General features: G+C 43.4%; 19 protein-coding genes and 1 pseudogene. 9 read left to right on the top strand and 11 right to left on the bottom strand.

Going from position 1 to position 21,675, the window contains the following annotated elements; translation table 11 throughout:
* Positions 1 to 68: 68 nt before the first annotated feature.
* Entirely contained in the window at positions 69 to 281 is a 213-nt protein-coding gene (locus tag FIS9605_RS42335; RefSeq protein WP_026731297.1) for a hypothetical protein, read from the bottom strand.
* A 124-nt stretch (positions 282 to 405) separates the two neighbouring features.
* Between FIS9605_RS42335 and FIS9605_RS0103215 the strand changes: the two genes are divergently transcribed.
* From FIS9605_RS0103215 to FIS9605_RS0103200, 4 genes are all read left to right on the top strand, one after another.
* Positions 406 to 1,665: a GTP cyclohydrolase II gene (locus FIS9605_RS0103215; RefSeq protein ID WP_026731296.1), complete on the top strand. Its 1,260-nt coding sequence runs from the start codon at positions 406 to 408 to the stop codon at positions 1,663 to 1,665.
* Between the two features lie 131 nt (positions 1,666 to 1,796).
* On the top strand, positions 1,797 to 3,050 hold the full coding sequence (locus FIS9605_RS0103210; protein WP_026731295.1) for a URC4/urg3 family protein: 1,254 nt from the start codon (positions 1,797 to 1,799) through the stop codon (positions 3,048 to 3,050).
* Between the two features lie 150 nt (positions 3,051 to 3,200).
* Positions 3,201 to 3,836, top strand: coding sequence for a uracil phosphoribosyltransferase (gene upp / locus FIS9605_RS0103205; RefSeq protein WP_026731294.1), 636 nt, complete (start codon positions 3,201 to 3,203; stop codon positions 3,834 to 3,836).
* Between the two features lie 729 nt (positions 3,837 to 4,565).
* Positions 4,566 to 4,970, top strand: a complete 405-nt coding sequence (locus FIS9605_RS0103200) for a DUF2294 domain-containing protein (RefSeq protein ID WP_026731293.1) — start codon at positions 4,566 to 4,568, stop codon at positions 4,968 to 4,970.
* A 157-nt stretch (positions 4,971 to 5,127) separates the two neighbouring features.
* On the opposite strand, the gene FIS9605_RS0103195 is transcribed toward FIS9605_RS0103200, so the two are convergent.
* From FIS9605_RS0103195 to FIS9605_RS44950, 3 genes and pseudogenes are all read right to left on the bottom strand, one after another.
* Positions 5,128 to 5,517 (bottom strand): response regulator, encoded by a 390-nt coding sequence (locus FIS9605_RS0103195; protein ID WP_231510225.1) that lies wholly within the window; start codon positions 5,515 to 5,517, stop codon positions 5,128 to 5,130.
* 71 nt (positions 5,518 to 5,588) lie between these two features.
* Positions 5,589 to 6,479, bottom strand: a pseudogene (locus FIS9605_RS36130) (RNA-guided endonuclease InsQ/TnpB family protein); the annotation flags it as partial.
* Positions 6,480 to 6,521: 42 nt separating this feature from the next.
* Entirely contained in the window at positions 6,522 to 6,851 is a 330-nt protein-coding gene (locus FIS9605_RS44950; protein WP_231510223.1) for a hypothetical protein, read from the bottom strand.
* A gap of 28 nt (positions 6,852 to 6,879) precedes the next feature.
* On the opposite strand from FIS9605_RS44950, the gene tnpA reads away from it, so the two are divergent.
* Complete coding sequence (tnpA, locus tag FIS9605_RS0103185; protein ID WP_026731291.1) at positions 6,880 to 7,293, top strand: IS200/IS605 family transposase; 414 nt, start codon at positions 6,880 to 6,882, stop codon at positions 7,291 to 7,293.
* 453 nt (positions 7,294 to 7,746) lie between these two features.
* Here tnpA and FIS9605_RS0103180 read toward each other — a convergent pair whose 3' ends face one another.
* The gene (locus tag FIS9605_RS0103180; protein WP_026731290.1) at positions 7,747 to 8,472 is read right to left on the bottom strand and encodes a DUF3891 family protein; all 726 of its coding nucleotides are present in this window, start codon (positions 8,470 to 8,472) and stop codon (positions 7,747 to 7,749) included.
* 102 nt (positions 8,473 to 8,574) lie between these two features.
* Between FIS9605_RS0103180 and FIS9605_RS0103175 the strand changes: the two genes are divergently transcribed.
* Positions 8,575 to 9,465: a carbohydrate ABC transporter permease gene (locus tag FIS9605_RS0103175; RefSeq protein WP_026731289.1), complete on the top strand. Its 891-nt coding sequence runs from the start codon at positions 8,575 to 8,577 to the stop codon at positions 9,463 to 9,465.
* Positions 9,466 to 9,559: 94 nt separating this feature from the next.
* Here the strand turns inward: FIS9605_RS0103175 and FIS9605_RS0103170 are convergent, their stop codons facing one another.
* Positions 9,560 to 9,859 (bottom strand): hypothetical protein, encoded by a 300-nt coding sequence (locus tag FIS9605_RS0103170; protein ID WP_026731288.1) that lies wholly within the window; start codon positions 9,857 to 9,859, stop codon positions 9,560 to 9,562.
* A 90-nt stretch (positions 9,860 to 9,949) separates the two neighbouring features.
* Positions 9,950 to 11,071, bottom strand: coding sequence for a magnesium chelatase ATPase subunit I (gene bchI, locus FIS9605_RS0103165; protein ID WP_026731287.1), 1,122 nt, complete (start codon positions 11,069 to 11,071; stop codon positions 9,950 to 9,952).
* A 486-nt stretch (positions 11,072 to 11,557) separates the two neighbouring features.
* Between bchI and FIS9605_RS0103160 the strand changes: the two genes are divergently transcribed.
* Positions 11,558 to 12,619: a TIGR04222 domain-containing membrane protein gene (locus FIS9605_RS0103160; protein ID WP_231510222.1), complete on the top strand. Its 1,062-nt coding sequence runs from the start codon at positions 11,558 to 11,560 to the stop codon at positions 12,617 to 12,619.
* Between the two features lie 580 nt (positions 12,620 to 13,199).
* Positions 13,200 to 13,664, top strand: a complete 465-nt coding sequence (locus FIS9605_RS0103155; protein ID WP_026731285.1) for a hypothetical protein — start codon at positions 13,200 to 13,202, stop codon at positions 13,662 to 13,664.
* A 111-nt stretch (positions 13,665 to 13,775) separates the two neighbouring features.
* On the opposite strand, the gene FIS9605_RS0103150 is transcribed toward FIS9605_RS0103155, so the two are convergent.
* Together FIS9605_RS0103150 and FIS9605_RS0103145 are read right to left on the bottom strand one after the other, a co-directional pair.
* Positions 13,776 to 14,174, bottom strand: a complete 399-nt coding sequence (locus tag FIS9605_RS0103150) for a nuclear transport factor 2 family protein (RefSeq protein WP_026731284.1) — start codon at positions 14,172 to 14,174, stop codon at positions 13,776 to 13,778.
* 45 nt (positions 14,175 to 14,219) lie between these two features.
* Positions 14,220 to 14,669 (bottom strand): antibiotic biosynthesis monooxygenase family protein, encoded by a 450-nt coding sequence (locus FIS9605_RS0103145; protein WP_026731283.1) that lies wholly within the window; start codon positions 14,667 to 14,669, stop codon positions 14,220 to 14,222.
* Between the two features lie 326 nt (positions 14,670 to 14,995).
* On the opposite strand from FIS9605_RS0103145, the gene FIS9605_RS0103140 reads away from it, so the two are divergent.
* On the top strand, positions 14,996 to 17,071 hold the full coding sequence (locus tag FIS9605_RS0103140) for a potassium channel family protein (RefSeq protein ID WP_026731282.1): 2,076 nt from the start codon (positions 14,996 to 14,998) through the stop codon (positions 17,069 to 17,071).
* A 185-nt stretch (positions 17,072 to 17,256) separates the two neighbouring features.
* Here FIS9605_RS0103140 and recF read toward each other — a convergent pair whose 3' ends face one another.
* Positions 17,257 to 18,435 carry a DNA replication/repair protein RecF gene (gene recF, locus FIS9605_RS0103135; RefSeq protein ID WP_026731281.1) on the bottom strand — a complete coding sequence of 393 codons (1,179 nt, stop codon included), beginning with the start codon at positions 18,433 to 18,435 and terminating at the stop codon, positions 17,257 to 17,259.
* A 276-nt stretch (positions 18,436 to 18,711) separates the two neighbouring features.
* Complete coding sequence (locus FIS9605_RS0103130; protein ID WP_026731280.1) at positions 18,712 to 21,636, bottom strand: cation-translocating P-type ATPase; 2,925 nt, start codon at positions 21,634 to 21,636, stop codon at positions 18,712 to 18,714.
* Positions 21,637 to 21,675 lie beyond the last annotated feature (39 nt).

The raw sequence follows: 21,675 nt of genomic DNA, 5'->3' as shown, positions 1-21,675 counted from the left end.
CTCAGAAGAAACTTCTTAACTGAGCTTTTAAAATTCACCTTTAAATTGCAAGTTAAGCAATAAATGTGTTATTTGTTGTAGTCTGGAATACGATTAATGCGGGTAGGAGCGTAGACGCGCAGCGGTGAACCAGCGCGCAGAAAGGGGGTTCCCCCCATGAGCGACTGGTGAACCCGAAGGGCTACTCTACGAGAAGGGCTACGCGGTACGGTGCAGAGTAGCATTTGGTAAGTAATACTTTCCAAAACCAATAAATTCTCGCCCAAATGCTTTGCCTGCACATTAGTGCTTAGTTGATCGTCAAAAATCCAAAGCTTGTTGACCGTTAACCATTGACGATTAACTATTGACGATTGACTGCTGACTGTTGACTAATAGGAAATATCCCAAAAAAAACAGGTGGCTATGCCAAAGCAAAACAGTGTTTCCGGGCATATAGTTCTCACTTCTCATCCCAGTCGCTTTGGTCCCAAACCCATTCCCATCAAGTGGGGAGCAAGCGATCCGATGGAACGGGGCCCCGTGATTGCCACGTTGACAAAGCAAGCACACCGTAATGCGATCGGTACTCACTCTGGCAGTTATGCGGTTTATCGTGCCTTAGCTGTGGCAAGGGGCGTATTACAGTCAGATCACAGGGCGGATCTCACCAATACCTCTCCAGTCGAGCATATCGGGCCGCATCCGAGTTGGTTTGATCCAGATAAAATAGTTTCCCTTGACCCCTTTGGGGCGATTGTTGGCGAGGTTTTTGCACCCTACTACGAACAGGGGTATGATATTCGTCCTACCATCGCCATTACTAAGGCCCACATCAATATGCCTGAACTGCTAGAGGCGGTGGCAAAAGGACGTTTAGCGATTGATGGCAAGATTATGAAACCAGGTGGCGATTTAGTCGTCACCAAAGCTGCCATTGAGCCTGTTTGGTATTTACCAGGGATTGCTAAACGCTTTCAAATCACAGAAGGGGAGTTACGCCGCGCTTTATTTGAACAAACCGGAGGCATGTTTCCAGAACTGGTAACGCGTTCCGATCTGGAGGTGTTTTTGCCGCCAATTGGGGGCGTGACGGTGTATATCGTCGGGGATATGGTAGCAATTGGCGACCCTAATAAACCCCTAGCAGTGCGGGTACATGATGAATGCAACGGTTCCGATGTATTCGGGTCGGATATTTGCACCTGCCGCCCTTATCTGGTACATGGTGTTGAAGTTTGCGTGCAAACAGCACAAGAAGGTGGTGCTGGTATTATTGTCTACTGCCGTAAGGAGGGACGGGCTTTAGGAGAGGTAACGAAATTCCTGGTTTACAATGCCCGCAAACGTCAAGAAGGAGGCGATCGCGCTGATGCCTACTTTGCTCGCACCGAATGTGTGGCGGGCGTCCAGGATATGCGCTTCCAAGAATTAATGCCAGATGTTTTGCATTGGTTGGGTATTACCCGCATCGACCGGATGGTATCGATGAGTAATATGAAGTACGAGGCTATTACCCAAGCAGGAATTGAAATTGTGGAACGGATACCAATTCCAGAGGACTTAATTCCTCAAGATGCACGTGTAGAAATTGAAGCTAAAAAAGCAGCTGGTTATTATACCACAGGAGAGGTATTAGATTCTGATAGTTTGGCAGAGGTGAAGGGACGGTCTTTGACAGATTGAAAATGGTGATTGGTGATTGGTGATTGGGAGAAAATTCTTCTCATCTCCTACCTAGTCCCCAGTCCCTAGTACCCATTACCCATTACCCAGTCTCCAAATTTGGGGTGTATCGGGGGAGGAATAGTGAAGATATGGAAATGGAAACCGCCAAGACGCCAAGAATGCCAAGGGAAGAAAGGGAGGTGGTTGCTTATTTGCGATCGCCTATTGCCATTCGGGAGCGTTGTGGACAACTATTTACAATGGCAGTTGCAGGTCAGTCGCATCATTTTGCTTGCGATTTGAGTCAGTTGGAACGGGTGGCAGACTATGTAATTGAGGTGATGCGGGAGCAATACCCAGATTTGCAAATTCCCTTTCACAGTCGTTGGCGGCATTTTGAAGCGGGGGGTGTACCGCGTCTTTTTAAGTTGGATGAAAAGTTAGCAGGACTGACGCCAACTCAAAAAGCTGCTGCCAAATTTGATTTAGCGATCGTCAGTGTTTTGTTAGATGCTGGTGCTGGCGATCGCTGGCATTACTATGAGCAAGAAACTCAAATGAGTTTTAAACGTTCCGAAGGTTTAGCAATAGCAAGTTTCCAGATGTTTTGTCAAGGGTCTTTTGCAAGCGAACCTCATCAACCATTACAAGTAGATGCTCAAAAATTACAACAATTAACAGAACAGAAACTAGCAGATGGGTTTGGTGCAAATGCAGAAAATCCCTTGGTGGGAATTGCAGGGCGGTTGAAATTATTGCAAAGGTTAGGTCAAGTCTTACTCGCTTCACCGCAGATGTTTGGAGAACAAAATCCCCGTTCGGGCAACTTGGTAAATTACTTATTGGCACAGGTAAAAAACAACCAGCTAGCAGCCGAAACCGTATTAAGTGCAGTTTTAGAAGGACTAAGTGATATTTGGCCTGGACGCTTAGAAGTTGCTGGGGTGAACCTGGGAGATGTTTGGTTTCATCCAGCCGTTGCTGATGATGGTTTGGTGCCATTTCACAAACTATCTCAATGGCTTACCTACTCCCTCCTCGAACCTCTCCAAGAACTCGGTATAGAAATCACTGGTTTAGATGTCCTGACCGGATTACCAGAATATCGTAATGGGGGATTATGCTTAGACTTAGGTCTTATCAGTGCTAAACATCCAGATATTTTTTCCCAACCTCAATCAGTAGCATCTGAAGTTATAGTTGAATGGCGTGCCTTAACCACGATCCTCTTGGATAAAATCGCCACTACAGTGCGAGAAAAATTGGGTAAGAGTGCCGAAGAACTACCACTTGTGAAAATCTTGCAAGGGGGAACCTGGACAGCTGGACGAAAAATAGCTGCCCAACTCCGAACAGGTGGTATCCCCCCCATCCAGATAGAAAGCGATGGCACAGTATTTTAGCTGTCACTAGTCATTTGTCATTTGTCCTTTGTCATTTATCCTTTGTCATTTGTCCTTTGTCAAAAGCTAATGACTAATTGCCAATGATCAATAACTACTAACCACCAACTTAATGACTAATGACCAATGACCAATGACTAAATAACTAATATGGGAAATCAAATAATACTAATTAAGCATCCATTAATTCAGCACAAACTGACGCTAATGCGTAAGGCTGAAACCAGCACGGCAAAATTTCGTGTTCTCCTCAAAGAAATTAGTATGTTGTTGGCGTATGAGGTAACACGAGATTTGCCACTGAAAAGTGAAGCAATTAAAACACCACTGGCTTCGATGAACGCCCCTGTCCTTGCACCGGACAAAAAGCTGGTAATTATTTCCATTCAACGGGCAGGACAGGGAATTTTGGATGGGATGCTGGAGTTGATACCATCAGCAAGGGTAGGACACATTGGTTTGTATCGCGATCCCAAAACTCTGATTCCAGTGGAGTACTATTTCAAAGTTCCTCATGACATAGACAAACGCGATGTGCTAGTGGTCGATCCGATGCTGGCAACTGGCAACTCTGCTGTTGCAGCGGTGGAAAGACTGAAATCAACTAATCCCCTGTCGATTAAGTTTGTTTGTTTACTTGCTGCGCCAGAAGGAATTGAGCATTTCACCGAGGTACACCCTGATATACCTATCTATACAGCGGCTATTGATGAAAAGCTGGATGAACACGGCTACATTATTCCCGGATTAGGAGATGCTGGGGATAGGTTATTTGGGACTAAATAATCATCAATTCATTCAAATGACACTATTTTTGCTGGGGTAGGAGAACTACTTTCGCCTCGGCAGATAATGCCTAGGCAAAAATGATGAATTATGAATCATATCAAATCTGTTTGATTAGTTATCGTATTTACCCTCACAAGAACTGCCCCTCTCCCAAGTTGGGAGAGGGGTGTCCGACAGGACGGGGTGAGGGTTTTTAATGAACATGAATTAGCCGGACTTGATATCATTAATGATTAATTATTCTTCATTTTACCTGTCTTGAAAATAGGGATTGGGGATCGGGGAAGAGATTTTCATTCCCTCGTTGTGGGCGATCGCTCGTGGGGTTCTAGCTTGTGCAAGCTACTACGCATTTACAAACATTATTATGTATTCACTATCCTATTAAGTCCACGAGAATTTTCTGAGTGAACTTATTCTTTTTTATACATAGATCCTGCATGTATGCTTACCTGAAAGTTATTGTGATGAATATTTTGAAACAATTACAATCTATCTATATCAAATGCTACGGTATTAAATGTTGTGTAATGCAAAATCTATAGGGTGTTTATCTCTACTAAAAGTATTAATACTTGTGATGGTTTTCAATATGAAAATGTTCCTAATGTGTTCCTGATTACAATTTATCAATCTTCCTGAAAGCAGAGCAGATATATATTATCGGCACAAAACCTACATCCTGAGGTCAGTTTTATTTGGGTTTGTCTACTATAGGAAATTAATATGTCAGCACCTACCATCGGACAACTGGAGAGAGAAATCTCAAATCGTATCCGTTCTTTGTATAATGTTGAGCTAGGGCTGCGTCCTAGCAGAATTAATTGCCATTTTTTTCATGGAGAGTTGGCAATTACTCTAGAAAATTCTGTTACCAAGGTAGAGGAAATATTGATGAAATCTGGTTCTGATATTTTGGCTGAGCAAGTGCGAATAGATATAGATAAAATAATTATTCCGCAGATCCAATATTTGATTGAAGAAGTAATTGGCAAACCTGTACTAGATTTAATTAGTCATACAAATTTAACAACAGGTCGTACTGGCATAATTGTGTTTATGGGAAAATTGCCTGAAGTTCGCAATCCTCAAGCAATTCCTAAAGCTATTAAAAAAAATGCAGCTAGCTGATATGGCAGTGTGTGGTAAGTGTTAATTAGCTACTAGATATGACTAGCAATAGATGCACTAGATGTATTTTTATTTTTGTTTTCTGAATTAAAAACTTTTTACCTTCTACCTACCAAAGATACGCTACTTTGCGTTCACAACTTCCTGCTTTCTTGCACTAGTTAAAGGTATGTTGCAAGTTTAGATGGCGGTGGATAGTAAATTCTACCTGATGAAAATCTAAGGGCTTGGTAATTAAATCAACCATTCCTGTTTGGAGAATGGGATTATGATCTCTTTTGCTATTTCCAGACACAATTCCAATGATTGGTATCATCTTTGTTTCTGGGTTGCGCTTGAGGTAATAAATTACTTGGACACTACTCAAATCAGGCAGAACCATATCTAAGAGAATTAAATCTGGTTTGTGAGTTTGTGCCAAAATTAAAGCCCTTACTCCTTGTTTGGCACACATATATGAAAACTTGAATGCTTTGAGTTGAAAATTGAGAATTTCTAACTCATGTAGATTTGGTTCTACAACCAAAATTAACGGCCGCCCATCCATAAACATCGACAAACCCAATACATCAATTCACTATCCAGGAAAACTCGTTACTGGCGAGATTAACCCATGAACTACTCCGGGTTGCTTCGCTGAACCCGGAGTTTCTCACGCCTCAACGCCCCTAGTTGCCGCATACTTCCGCATGGGGTAGAGCTAGGCGACTCCGCGTGTATAGAGGACAGTTCCTGCCCCCTTGCCCAAGCGATATTGACTTGAGCGGCATTAACGTCTCTATCTTCGGTGTGGTTGCAGCTAGGATTAGAACAAAAGTGAACTCTGTCAGCTAATGTTTTAGGCGTTAATTCCCAACATTTACTACAGCGTTGAGTTGGCTTGAGTGTTTGAGTCGGAGACTCTACATAGAAGCCACCTGCCTCAGCTAATTTATACTCAAGCATTTGTCCAATCATGCCGAAGCCAACATCTAAGATGGAACGGTTAATCCCTGCTTTTTGGGCTTTGGGCTTCCCTTTCTTAGCTTTGGCTGTCATCCCCTTAACGTTTAACTTCTCACCCGCAACTAGGCTATTACCGCTAACTATGTTGCTGGTAGTTTTGTGCAACCAATCTTCTGTTTGTCTTGCTACTTTCCTCTGAAGCTTTGAAGCTTTTTGCCGTTCACGTTTCCAGCGCCGTGAGCCTTTTACCTTTTTGTTTCGTAATGGTGAACGCTTACGTCGCAATTTTTTAGATGCTACCTTAACTTTCTGTTGTCCTTCTTTGATGAAGTCAGGTTTAGCTATCTTCTCGCCAGTAGAAAGAGTGACAGCATCTTTACAGCCTAAGTCGATACCAACAGACTCGGCTCCCGTCTCGCGACTAGGGCTGCATTGAACAGTGATGGAAGCAAACCATGCGCCATTGCGGAACATGATGGTGCAAGTTGTTGGAAGCCCCCAATTTCTTGCCTTTCCTCGCATTTGAATCTTACCCAGGTTGGTAATATTCAGATGCCCGTTTTTCCCATCTGTCTCAGATTTCCAACCTGCCTTGCATGGGTAAGTTCATCCCCCATAGCGACAGGACGCTTTAAATTTTGGGTATCCTCCTAAGCCTTTAAAAAATCTCGAAAATGCAAAGTCTACCCGCTTTAAAGTAGCTTGCAGAGCATGAGAACCCAACGGCTTATACTCTGTCCATACTTCCTTGAATTCGGGTAGACAGTTTTGTTGTTCTAGGTAATTAACAGAGTGACCAAACTTTTGATATTGGGTCTTTCTGTTATACACAGCAGCGTTATACAAAGCACAGTGAAGCTTCCGCCAGTAGTGAAGTGTCTTCTCTTGCTGACGATTTGGATAGAGCTTGAATGTGATACGCCGTGTTGTTACCATGAGGAGATTATATCAATCAGTCGAACGGATGACAACCATTTATCGTAAAGGAGCACACTGCGTTTTCTCTATCCAGTTGCACACCTACTTTGTCACGGCTTACCGTCGAGAATGCCTGACACAAAAAATGGCTGAACGCTTCCAAGAGGTTGCAGCCAATGTGTTGGTAAAGAACAAGTGTATTTTGCTGGAATGCAAGGGTGAGAGTAATCACATCCACTTGCTGTTAGACATCCACCCAAGCAACAACATCTCAACGTTATTGGGGTCAATCAAATCTGCAACAAGCCGTATTCTTCGCAAAGAATTTGAATCTGAGTTAAGACCTCACTTTAAAAATTGGAGCAAGGGACTGTGGGGCGACCAACTTTATATTCGCTCCGCTGGAGGCGCACCTCTTAAGATTCTTGAGGAATACATCCAATCCCACAGTCGAGGGTGATACCCCTAAGAGCTGAAGCTGAGGGAGGGGATTGCCGCGAAGTGTTCAAAAAGATGTACGAGGCCTCCTTCAGGCGGCTATGCGGCTTGAGATAGATTAACTCGTATGTGACTCACTAGGTTTGGTGTCTGCGCTGATACTCAGGATAGAAGACCGCAAGCTAGTGGCAACACTAAGCAGATATAATGTTAATAAATGTATACATAAGTCAAGAGCTGATTGATAAAAATTTATCTTCGGTTTTACTTCCGTAATAATTTATTCACGTTCTTGATTGTCTGAAAGATACGGAACACCTAATGCTGCTAGGGGTGTTGATTTACTTTTCTTACCAACAAGGGCGAAAACTGAGTAGGAAAAAGTGCGATCGCCATCTCATCATTAGTCAGGCGATCGCACTTAACTCATAAGTATAAGAATTGTGATGGTAGATATAAAAAATTTACAGCAACGCTACTTTACAAACGTCCACTCTAAAGTTTCAATAGGTGCTACCTGTAGTGCTTGGGCGAGTTCAGCGCTACTTTCAAATTGCAATTGCTCTAAATAACAAGCTTCTACATTGACAGTAAACTCCTTCTCCTGAAAGGGCCAGGGATTGACTGTGAGATTACCGTCACTGCGCTGCATTACATCATAGCGATTACCATCTGATAGGGTAGCAATTTCTAAGGCACGTTCGCCAACAGGTATCATCCGGTTGCAGAGGATGAGTGAAAGGCGATCGCAACACTGAAAAAATTCGTAAGCTGTTGCAGCTTCATCTTTCGTAATATTTAGTTCCTTGCGCCATTGCTCTTGATGCTGTAATTGTTCATCTAAAAAATTATCCAATTCTGGAGACTCACCGCGCTTACCTTCGTTTAAAAAGCTCATGTGCATAGAAATAAGCATTGCTACCCATCGTCCTCGATAGCGGGCATCCTGGGTTAGTTTCCGTATTTTTGCTATATCGGTGTCTGTAGCGAGAGTAAAATCCAGTGGTGCGCCAGCTTCAGTGATATTCTTTTCTTCCCACTCTTTTTCCAAATCATCGTGATGAGAAATTGCTGCAATTGTCTCCAGCCAACGCACCGGACGTTCTTTAGCATTCCAGTGTCCCGCGATTTGGGCAGCAAGTAAAGCATGGGCGCGATGGTAAATTACTTCCCAACCCTTCTGGTGTTGATTCACAATCATGAATCAGTCTCGATCCTTCATGTAATATGAGTTTGCTTCCCCATATTGCAAAAGTGAGGATATCTCATTCATCTGCCAACAGCACGAAAATACAGTGCCATTATGAATAAATTGACGTTGAAAAATTGGATTTTCATCAATCAGCGACTAACACCTTATTGGTTTTTGCTGCCTGCTTTAGTTATCCTGGTACTAACCGTCTTTTGGCCTGCCCTGCAAGCCTTCTATCTCAGCTTTACCCGCTACGAATACGATCTAACTCAAACACCACAATGGATTGGTTTTGATAACTTCCGGCGCTTGTGGGCCGATCCTGTGTTTTGGCAAACCTTGGGAAACACCTTGCTGTATCTTGTAGGTGTAGTACCGATTTTAGTAATTGTCCCCTTAGCCCTAGCAATTTTAGTAAATCAGAAACTGCGGGGAATGCATTGGTTTCGGGCTGCATATTACACCCCAGTAGTAATTTCAATGGTAGTAGCCGGAATTGCTTGGAGATGGTTGTATGCAGAAAACGGCTTACTCAACCAGTTACTCAAAGGTATTTTTCCAGAAGGAATTCCCTGGCTTACCAGTCCCAAGTTTGCATTGTTCAGCGTCATGGCTGTCACCGTTTGGAAAGGATTGGGCTACTACATGGTGATTTATCTGGCTGGGTTGCAATCAATACCAGATGATGTGTATGAAGCAGCAGCTATTGATGGTTCTGACGGTGTCGGCAAACACTGGGATATTACCGTACCCTTGATGAAACCTTATTTAGCTTTGGTCGCAGTTATTTCAGCCATTTCCGCAACAAAAGTATTTGAAGAAGTGTATATTATGACTCAGGGCGGGCCGCGTAATAGCTCGAAAACAATAGTTTATTATCTGTACGAGCAAGCATTTAATAACTTGGAAATTAGCTATGCTTGTACAATTGGGCTGGTGTTATTTTTGATAATTTTAAGCTTGTCAATTTTGCGGCTATCAGTAAATAGTGTTAGTCAATAGTCATTGGTCATTGGTTAGTAGTTAGTGGTTAGTGGTTAGTAGTTAGTGGTTAGTGGTTGATTGTAACAACCAACAAATGACAAATGACAAATGACTACTTTAATAAATCAGCAAACCCATAAACACTAATAAGTAGCAACATTAATGCTGTGACTTGTGTGATTCGTGTTTGGGGTGAAGGTGCGATCGCTTCTCTGACTAAAATGGAAATCGATGCACCAACAACAAAACTCAAACCCAGCACCATATAGGGTATCTGTACGTTCACAGATACAATAGTAGAAATCGCTAGCATAGTAATGGCTAGCATCAACATTAACAGTTCTACAAACCGGGGCGGGTTGTATTGGCTAGATAAAATTAAGGTGTTTAACCAAAAACGCCAACTTCTCATAACAAGTCAACCAGTTTTGAGTTTTTTGTTGTTTGTTGGTTGTTGGTCGTTGTTTGAAACAACCAACAAACAACAACCAACAATCACCAATTAACGAACACCTGTTTTGATGTGACCAATACCGTTTGTTTGTGCAGTATCTTCAGATAATTCCACACCAAAGACACGCGCAAAAGCTTTTTCTACCTTGTAGCCAGAATCAATCGACTCTAATGGGTCTTTGCGGAGTCTGTGACGCAAAGCCAGGACAATCACGCGACGGATATCATCAACTGTCACCTCTGTACGCCCTTCAAAGGCAGTTAAAGCTTTGGCGGCGCGGTTGGTGACAATATCACCTCGTAAACCATCCACATCAAGTTCTGAACAAACTTCCGAAATTTTCACCCGCAGATCGTAGTCCATATTGACTGAGGGTAAAAGTTCTTGGGCTTTAATGATGCGCTGTTGTAGTTCCTCTTGCTGGGGTTTGTACTTTTCCACAAATGCTAGGGGATCTTGGTCAAACTCCGCCCGTTGTTCAACAATTTGTACCCGTAGTGCTGGTTCTTTAACAGTATGAATTTCAGAGTGCATCCCAAAGCGATCGAGTAGCTGAGGACGCAGTTCACCTTCTTCTGGGTTCCCAGAACCAACGAGAACAAAACGCGCTGGGTGACGGATAGAAATACCTTCCCGTTCGACCGTGTTCCAGCCGCTAGCAGCAGAGTCTAGCAACACGTCTACTAGGTGATCGTCAAGCAGGTTAACCTCATCGACGTAGAGAATTCCCCGGTTGGCTTTTGCTAAAAGTCCAGGTTCAAAGGCTTTCACACCTTCAGATAAAGCTTTTTCGATGTCGATGGTGCCACAAACTCGGTCTTCTGTCGCGCCCAGTGGCAAATCTACCATTTGAACTTTTTTTTGGATAACGGGAATATCCTCACCACTTTCTAATTTTTGGCGAATTTCATCGCTCATCAAGTCAGGATCGCTGGGGTGGCTGTTGAAGGGATCGTTGGCAACCACTGGAATTTCTGGCAATAAGTCAGCCAGTGCCCGGATAGTTGTGGATTTGCCAGTACCGCGATCGCCCATTATCATTACACCACCAATTTTTGGGTCAATCACATTCAATATCAGAGCCAGTTTCATTTCTTCCTGACCCACAATTGCCGTAAATGGAAATACCACGCGACGCGCAGCAGCGGTAGCTTGAGCAGTTGGACTCACTAAATTACCTTTATCAATATTTTTCTTATTACCGTTTTTTATTGTGCCATAGGTGGGGAACACCGAGGAGTGGGATCACCTCGTCAATGATGGCAAAAAGGTCTTTTCGCCTCTTTTGTTCACAAGTTATTGTGGATTTTGCACCATAGCTTACTAATTCTTTTAAATTATTAACAAACTTAATGACTATATTAGAGTGTAATAAAGTGCATAAATCCTAAAAATTTAGCTGCCTTAGGAAATTTCTGCCGTGGAATTCGTCATTTCCATCATCGGAGGCAGGTTCATGGTGAATAAAGACTGTTAGGCATTTTCAATGCTATCAATGAGCTATCAATCAATGATGTTTGAGTATTTGAGCCTCTTTCACATTGATCTGCAACCTGTTCTCAGTCCAAAAAAAGTCTACAAAGACTTGATGCATTAGTAGCAAAGCCAAGGGATATAAGTACTACAGCTACCTCACACTCATAAGGAGTAGCACTAATGAACCAAAAGCAATGCCTATCGTTCTTTGGACAAGCATCACCAGTTGACATCTATCCAAATGCAGATATCTGTTTTGTAGATGAGGTAGATTTTACGTGGGTGCATAACCAGCAAAATTGGTATAAGTGCAAGTTTTTTTTGAAACACCTGCCGCATGTATGTCTCAATCAACCAATGCTGTTTTTTCAACTGTTTTTTTTCGCTGTGGCAGTTAGAGTTTCTCCCCTATTCCTGATTTTCTATATTTTCCTAGCAATTGTGGCGATGATGATTGCTTTAATTGTGCATACCTATCTGCGAAAAACGAAAGATGATCTTAATCCGGACTTTCCCTCGCTCAATGTCTATGAAACCGCTTATTTAGCAGGTGGTCTACAACGAACCGCAGATACAGCAATTACCAGTTTAGTACAACACGGGTATTTACAACCACAACCAGAAACGCGATCGCTAAACGTCAAAACTCCCCTACCTGAAGATAGCGATCCTTTAGAAAAAGAAATTTGGCAAGCTGTCAAGCTTAATGGTAACGTCAATCAAATCAGAATCTCAGTTGCACGAGCTACATTCCCACTGTATCACCGCTTGGTGAATCTAGGTCTTGTGTTATCTCTAGACCAAGTCAGAAACCTACGATTATGGTTTACACTACCTGTCTTAGCTCTATTGGTTTTGGGCATAGGCATGATTATTATGGGTGTTTGCCAACATCAATCGGTTGAATTGTTGGTTTTGCTGTGCATGATTACGGCTATCATCGGTTGCAGTTTTTTGTTTGTACCAATACACCGGAGTTTATATGGCGATCGCGTCCTCGAAAACCTACGCACCACCCATATCAACCTCAAGCAAACCCTAACAGTTAACAGCACGGCTACAAATTCTCAACTTCTTATGACATTCGCCCTCTTTGGAGTAAAAGTTTTAACGAATAGTTCTTTTAGTGACTTGCAGCAAGTTTTGGTTTCTCCTCCTAGTTCTAATCGCACTCAGCAGCTGTGGCGGTGGCTAAGCCGTGCCATTTCTATTTGCACTTACAAAGATTGTGCGAGAACATAAACATAAATACAGACACCGCAGCATACCAGCCAAAACTTTAGCTCTGCTGGAAGTTGTAGTGCTTACTAAAATTTAATTTTTTCTCTGTTTCTAAGTACAGCTTTGCCTAAAATCGTAGCGTTTTTAAACGCACAGAGAAGTTTGAGCGCCGGAAGCCGGCGATCAAAGCTTCGGTGGGGGCGCAGGGTGAGCGCGGAGGTTCGCAGAGTATTTCACAATTGTATTCGCTACGAATTTATAAAATGTTGTACTAAGTAGCCATTATGAACTGATACACCAATAACACATGAAAATGAGCATTGGGGATTGGAATTGAGTATCTACATCGATATTTGTCGAAGTAGTATTTTCAGGTGAGGTAGGTGGAAATAAAAGCAGCTATATTAATAAATGTAAAAATTGTTAAAACCCTTACCAATGACCAATGACAAATGATAAATGACAGATGACGACCCTCAGGAGTTAACTTTATTTGTGCCGACCTACTTAACTGTCTGGTTATTTTTGCCGTACTGTATTATTAAATCAGGTAGGCATAAATGCTAGGATCTTTTAGTCGCTGCTGTAATCCTCATTGTTGATGAATAAACTATTGGATGAAGCGCTATCTATTGATATTGCAGCTCGCATCAAAAGCAAGGCTAAAAAACCGTTTGACAATGCTTACAAAGCAGCATTAGCGACGGAGGGAGCTATTTACGTACAAGGTTTTTTAGCAACCACAGGCAAACCATACCAACCCATTGAACATGGCTGGATTGAGTTAGGCGATCGCATTGTCGATCCCACACTGCCGCACCTCCAGAAAAATATAGAAGAAATCTGGTATTTTGCGGCACAACGCTTAACAGTGAAAAAACTGAAAGCAATAATCGAAGAATCTCAAGAAGATTATCCCGAAGATGACCCATTGCCAGTTTATGGTGACGCGCCGTATGAGTATTACGGTGACGTCATGTTGGGTGGCAAAGACTACTTAGACGCCTATCAAGCGGCAGAGGCTAAATGTATGCAATTAAATAAGCAAATTGCAGAGAATAACTAATTAAAAGTCATTAGTCATTAGTTAGTGGTTAGTGGTTAGTAGTTAGTGGTTATTCTCCTACTCTCCCCATCTCCCCATCTCCCCATCTCCCACTCCCTATTTCAATAGGATTTAATTCGACTTGCCATCGCTGCCAAAATACTCTCGATAGCCACAAATTTTATCTTCACGCACATCAAAGGAAACTGCTACCCGATTTTTGTAAGGTTCTCCAAATAACTTTCCCTCATCTCGAAATTCAAACACAACCGTCGTTTCATTGCTAGTAACGCAGTCTAAGGAAGTTAGCTTCAGTCCCGGAGTGAAAGCTTGGGTAACGTACTGAAAAAACTCTTGCGCTCGTTCTTTACCCACATTCAACCCGTGGAATTTCCCCATTGGGAACCAAAAGGTAAAGTCTTCTGTGAGCATATCTAAAAACAGGTTCCATTCGCCTGTTTCCATACCATGTATAAAATATTCAAATGCTTGATGGGCAACTTTTAAAGTATTTTCTAAATTTTGTGTCATGGTCTCATCCCCAACCAGATTTACACTGAAGCGCAATTGCCAATCTCATTTGCGATCGTCAAGCAAAACCTGAAAGTGTTTGACATTTGGCTCTAGTTCGAGAAGATACTCTCGGTCTCTAGGAAGATACCGCGCTTTTTCAATATCATTGCCTGCAAATTCCCGGATTGCGTCCTGCGATTCCCAGTAGGAAATCACAGTAAACTCAGTAATATTACCATTGGTACGGCGAAAAACTTGTGCTCCTAGGTTTCCGGGGATAGACACTATTTTCTTGATTCCAGCTTCTTTGAGATAAGCATAGTACTCGTCTGCTTTAGAAGTTAACGTTCTACCATGCCAGATGCGGGCGATCGCTTTTTTGGTTGAGGAAGGAGTATTATTTGTTTGGGCAATAACTGGCGAATAGTTAACCTGTGCAAAACAATTGAGTGGTAAGCCACATAGCAACACCGCCAACCCGAAAAAGATACCAAGGTATTTTTCTGGTTTCATACTTAACCTCCTCCCGATCAAGCTGTGAGAAAGTGCTTGTGAAACAAGAATATATCGGTATCTTGCCAAGACTAAACTGAAATTTCAAATTTTTAAGATATTGATAAATTCGGTAACTGTCAATCCTGATTCTTTGTAATCTCTGGCTTTTGGCTGATTTTCAAAATTGCCTTACCAAATTGAGCAAGTGCGATCGCGATCAGACAAATTGGTAAAAACTATTCCAAAACATTGGTACGCTTGATACATCGAAAACTATGCCTAAAAAATTATAATTATAAGTATGCAAACAATATGCAAATAATCTTTAACATTGGCGGTATAAGATGCTGCCATCATCAGAAACCACCTATCAGTCTGTTAACAGTTCCGAGACAAAACTGGATCGATTTTTAGTTTGTGGGTTGGGAAGTTTAGGTCAGCATTGTGTTGCAGTCCTAAAAGAGTACGGAGTTGCTGTTAGTGCCATAGATCAAGTGCAACCCAAAAACTGGGAAGTACCAAACTTAGAGAATTTACTAGATGATTTATGGATCGGAGATTGCCGTCAAACAAATATTCTAGAACAAGCACATATTCGCCAGTGTCGAACTGTACTTTTAGTTACTAGTGATGAGCGAGTTAATATAGAGGCTGCCTTTGCAGCGAGGCTTTTAAATCCGCGAGTTCGCCTTGTAGTACGTTCTGATAAACAAAATTTTAATAAACTTTTAAGTCAAAATCTTGGCAATTTTATTGCCTTTGAACCTAACCAACTCACTGCTTCTGCCTTTGCCCTTGCAGCTCTTGGCAACGAAAATCTCGGGTATTTTAACCTTGAGGGACGGCTGCTAAAAGTGGTCAAGTATCAAATTCAACTAGGTGATTTATGGTGTAATCAATGGCAGGTGCATCAACTGAACACTTCTTATCGGCGAGTATTAAATTATGCTCCTCACTCATCTGAACTGCCCAATCAATTTTATCAATGGGAGCAAGAAGCAACACTACGAGCAGGAGACACAATTGTTTACATCGAACTCGCAGATATGCTTGAGCATTCCCAACGTTCTGCAAGCAAATCTAGGCGAAACTTGCGGGAGTTTTGGCAAGAAGTTGTTCTCGGGATGTCATGGGATAAACTTAAGCAGAAATTAGCACAATTTTGGCAGTCAGGTTATCAATATCAAGCTCTGCAAGTAGCAACTATTTGTGGCATTACAGTATTTTTTCTATGGTGGTGCGGAGCAATTTTATACAGATGGCATTACCCTGGCATTGGGATGGCAGAGGCTTTCTATGCAATAGCAGTCTTACTTTTGGGTGGATATGGAGATGTATATGGGGGTGTTAAATTTGAAGAACAAATCCCTGGATGGCTGCGATTGTTCAGTTTGATACTAACTCTAGCAGGTACGGCATTTGTCGGCGTTTTATATGCACTACTAACAGAGAAACTCTTAAGTTCAAGATTTCAATTTTTCTTTACTAGCAACCGTCCACGCCTGCCCGAACAAAACCATGTTGTGCTAATTGGGTTAGATGAAGTGGGTCAGCAAATTGCTAGTTTATTACAAGAACTCCAGCAACCCCTAGTAGGGATTAACACTACAGCACTTGACCCTGGCATATTACCCCATATGCCGTTGATTGTAGCCAACTTTGCTAATGCCCTAACCAATGTGAATCTTACCGATGCCAAAAGTGTTGTCGTGGTTACGGATGATGAAATGGAGAATTTAGAAATCGCTTTGATGGCTCGTACTCAAAATCCTAACAGTGGTTTGATCATCCGTACCTACAATCGCCGTTTTAGTGATAAAGTCGCCCAGTTGTTTTCCTACGCACAAGTTTTATGTACCTCTGCTTTATCAGCAGAAGTCTTTGCTGCTGCTGCCTTTGGAGAAAATATTCTCGGTTTGTTTCACTTAAATAATCAAACGATCCAGCTGGTGGAGTACATGGTTGAGGATGGCGATACACTCAATGGCTTGATGCTAACTGATATCGCCTACGGTTACGGTGCTGTGCCGATTCTTTACCAGAAATCAGTACAATCATCTCCCCTATCACCTCCCAAGTTCATGCCCAGTTATGACACGCGGCTTGCTGTTGGCGATCGCATGATTGTTTTAGCAACTACCAGAAGTCTACAAAAAGTTGAGCGAGGTGAATTATCTCCTCGAAATTGGTATGTGCAAATTGAAAAAGCTTTAACTTCCGATGCAGTTTTTGATGGTGCAAATGCCATCAGTATTATTTCTGGGTGTAGTATCGGTACAGCCAGACAACTGATGAAGAACTTACCTGGCAAGTTACCAGTATGGTTATATAAACAACAAGCTCAGCGTTTAATATTCAAGCTTAGTAAATTAAGAGTTATAGCTAGCTTGCTACCCCTTAAGAGTGACGGGGAAATTTAAATCACGTCTGATGTGAATTCAAACGGCAGGCAAAAATCATGTTTTGGAAATCAACCACAGATGGAATAGTAATTGGTAGCAATTCGTGCCCTCTCCCCTTCCCCTCTCCCAAATTGGGAGAGGGGTGCCGACAGGTGGGGTGAGGGAAGTACTATCTTTGACTGCAACTTAGTATTAGTAATCATTTAGAAACGCCAATTAGCAGTCTGACTTTTATCTTCTTCCTGCCTCTGCATAACTGTATTTTCTAATGATATTTCTCCAGTTTGAACGTAAATAATTTGGGAGGAATTCAGCCATTGAGAATCAAAAGAACCCAAGTGAGTAGTAGTAATTAGCGTCTGAAAGCGATCTTGAATTGTATCAAGCAATTGGTTTTGACGAGAAGGATCTAACTCAGCCAAAACATCATCAAGAAGTAGCAGTGGTGGTTCTCCAACGACTTCTTCAATTAATTGCAATTCTGCGAGTTTTAAAGCTAGTACTAGCGTTCTTTGCTGACCTTGAGAACCGTATTGACGGGCTGGTGTATTGTTAATCGTCAACTCTACTTCATCGCGGTGCGGGCCAACCAGGGTAGTGCCTTGGTGCAACTCAGCAATGGCTCGTTGCTGAAGTTTTTCTAAAAAAGCTTGTTGCACTTTTTCTGGTTGATTTTGCTCTAAAGCGACATTGGGCGCGTATTTAACTTGGAGAATTTCTGTACTGCCACTGATATTAGCGTGCCACATTTTAGCTATGGGAGCGAGACGCTTTATTGCTCTTTCTCTTCGTCTAATGACGCGCGTACCAGCGATCGCTAACTGGGCATCCCATACAGCTAGTTCAGATTGTAGAGACGTTGCATGTAACGCCTCTACATGGCGTTTCAAAAAGGCATTGCGCTGCCGCAATACTTGATTGTATTGCTGCAAAATGTGAGCATAAATTGGTTCCAGTTGAATTAACAGAGTATCTAACCAATGACGACGGCCTTCTGGGCCGCCACGCACCAGTTCCAAGTCCAAGCTGGAAAATTGCACAGCATTGAGAATGCCGAGAAAGTCCATCTGACGCCGGAGATTTTCGCCATTGAGGTTAGCGGTGCGGCGACCATTGCGGCGCAGAATTAAGTTGAGGGTACTAATACCAATCTCTCGCTTGAGGGAGGCACGAATTTGAGCGAATTCTTCTCCTTCTTGAATTAAATCGCGATCGCGAAAAGTCCGGTGCGATCGCAATGTTGCTAGTAACTCCACCGCCTCCAGCAAATTCGATTTTCCCTGAGCATTATTGCCTACCAAAATTGTTTTTGGAGCAGTAAACTCAACCTGCTGTTCTTTATAATTGCGAAAATGCCTTAGCTGGAGGGTCTTTAAATACATAGGGGAAAGGGGAAGGGAGAATGAGGAGGTGGGGAGATTGGGAATTGGGTATTGGGCATCGGGAATTGGGTATTGGGTAAAGGTTAAAGGGTAAAGGGTAAAGGAATTTATTAACCTTTCACCTTTTACGCCAGTCGCTACAACGGAGGAGCCACTGTGGTGGACGGGTTTCCCGGCATAAAGCACGTGGCGTGGAACCTCCGCAACGCGCTGGCTCCCCTTTTCCCCTTCCCCCTCTTGTTTTTCCGATACCCCATGCCCATTGCCCCATGCCCATCACACGGTCTTTTTGCCCTTCAAGCGGAAGAAAATCTTCTCCATTTCAATCCACACAAACATTAAGGCACTAAAGCCAAGGCAAATTCCTAATTCCTGCAAGCTAATCAAATGAGTGCCAAAGAAAGCTCGCAGAGGAGGAACGTAAACCAACATCAGCTGCAAAATCGTGGTTACAATTACAGCCCCCAGTACGTAGGGATTGGAAAAAGGATTCATCTCTATCGTCAGCCTATTGTTAGAGCGAATTGCTATGGCATGACCCATTTGGGCAAGACACAGGGAAGTAAATACCATTGTCTTCCATCGCTCTGGACTTAGCCCATTGTTAACTGTAGTGGCGTGATAGTACGCCCACTCCATGAGAATAATGGTAATGATAGCGAAAATAATCCCGATCCGAATCATGTAAGCTCCCAGACCCCTAGCAAAAATACTTTCACGGGGACTAAAGGGCGGACGTTTCATCACGTCCGGTTCGGGGGGTTCCACGGCTAATGCCAAGGCTGGTAAACCGTCTGTAACGAGGTTCATCCAGAGAATTTGCAGAGGTGTGAGAGGAACGCCTCCTCCTGTAGGTAGCAAGATTGGTGCGGCGGCCAAAGTGAGTACTTCGCCAATATTACTACCAAGAATGTATTTGATAAAGCGGCGGATGTTGGTATATACAACCCTACCTTCTTCGGTCGCGGCGACAATAGTCGCGAAGTTGTCATCCAACAGCACCATGTCGCTGGCTTCTTTGCTCACGTCAGTGCCAGTGATGCCCATCGCAATACCGATATCAGCTTGTTTGAGGGCAGGGGCATCGTTAACACCATCACCCGTCATTGCCACAAATCTGCCCCGGCGTTGCAAAGCTTGCACGATTCGCAATTTGTGTTCTGGAGCAACCCGAGCATAAATGCTTACCAAGTCAACGTTTTGCTCTAGGTCTTGGTCACTCATCCGCTGCAATTCTTGACCAGTGAGAACGCGATCGCCTGGTTGGGCAATACCCAAATCGGTGGCGATCGCTCGTGCTGTTAACTGGTGGTCGCCAGTAATCATAATTGGTCGAATGCCTGCTTCTCGGCACTCTTGCACCGCCGCCCTGACTTCTGGGCGTGGGGCATCCAGCATTCCTACTAAGCCTAGCCAGACTAATTCTTGCTCGTATGTCTCATCTGAGCCTTCTGGTGGGACTTCTCGGAGAGGTTTATAGGCAAAACCCAGTACCCGCAAACCATTAGAAGCCATGCGGTCATTTTCTGCCAGGATGTCATCCCGTTGTTCTTGGGTCAAGGGAGCCGCAGCGTTACCTACATATATTTGAGTGCAACGGGCCAAAATTAATTCTGGTGAGCCTTTGGTGAACATCAAGTAACCTTCAGAGTTCACAAGATGAGTGATCGTGGGATCGACATCTGTTAAAGGCGAGACACCTGTTTCTACTTGCTCAACCTTGCAAATCACACTCATCCGCTTACGTTCCGAGGAAAACGGGAATTCTCCTACCCGGGGTAATTTACTGTCCCACTGGTCTTTTTCAATACCTCCTTTTGCTGCCAGCGTAACCAATGCCCCCTCTGTCGGATCTCCTAAAATCGTCCATTGTCCTTGTTGCTGTTGCAAAACCGAATCATTGCAAACCGCACAGGCGACTAACAAGGCTTGGAGTTCTGGATAATCTTGTACTTCAACTTTATTTTCTTGCAGTTGAAAATCGCCTGTGGGGGCGTAACCTTCTCCTGTAACGCGGAATTCTCTATTAGCAGTGTTTGGAGATTGGTTTACGGTGTTGCCATCCTGGGGGTCTAAATTCCCATTGGGGATGAAACCATTCGTATACACAGATTGCACCACCATCTTGTTTTGAGTCAGAGTACCGGTTTTATCGGAACAGATAGTGGTGACAGACCCCAAAGTTTCCACTGCTGGCAGTTTGCGAATCAAGGCATGGCGGCGTACCATCCTTTGGGTTCCCAATGCCAAGGTAACGGTAATCACAGCAGGTAAACCTTCTGGCACTACAGCCACCGCCATACTCAGCGACACTTCCAACAGTTCTTGTAAGTTTCCGCCACGCAGTAGACCAACAACAACAACGATGACTACCAAAACTAAAGAACCCGTCACCAAAACGTTGCCAAGCTGCGTCATCCGCTGCTGCAAAGGGGTGGGTTCACTTTCCACACCCTGTAACAAGGCAGCAATTTTGCCTAGTTCTGTTTGCATGCCGGTGTTTGTTACCAGAACTTTGCCTCGTCCTTGGACAACTTCTGTACCTTGGAATACTAAATTGACGCGATCGCCTAAACTTGTCTCTTCAGGCAATGTAGTTTCTGCCTGTTTGCTAACCGCTTCGGCTTCACCTGTGAGTGCTGACTCCCGCACTTGCAAGTTGGATGCTTCCAGCAAACGCCCGTCTGCTGACACTTGCACCCCTGCTTCCAACAGCATCACATCTCCCGGGACAATATCCTTGGCTGCTACCTCCATTGGTTTGCCGCCACGAATCACCCGGACATTGGGAGAGGCGAGTTTTTTCAGTGCTGCCAGGGCTTTTTCGGCACGGCTTTCTTGAACATAGCCAAGGATACCATTGAGAACGACAATCGCTAAAATGGCGATCGTATCTTTGAATGGTACCTCACCCGGTTTCAGTTGGCCCCCTTGCCAAGCTAGTAGGTCTAAAACCCCGGAAATTATAGCCACAGCGATCAGCATCAACAACATGATGTTCTTGAACTGATCCACCAAAATTTCCCAGGCACTGCGACCACCAGTTTCTTCTAGTTCGTTGGGGCCGTATTTTTGCAACCGCTGTTGTACTTCTTCAGATGATAAGCCAGTGTCCGCATTTGCAGAGAGCAGTTCTATTGCTTTATCAACTTCTAAACTATGCCAAACGGTAGTTGAATCAGGCAGAGAATGAGCAGACATCGTGTAGGTCACAGGAAATGGTTACAAAATTCGATCATA

Origin of the sequence: Fischerella sp. PCC 9605 (assembly GCF_000517105.1) — a bacterium.
GTDB lineage: Bacteria > Cyanobacteriota > Cyanobacteriia > Cyanobacteriales > Nostocaceae > PCC9605.
This window is presented reverse-complemented; position numbering and strand designations above follow the sequence as displayed.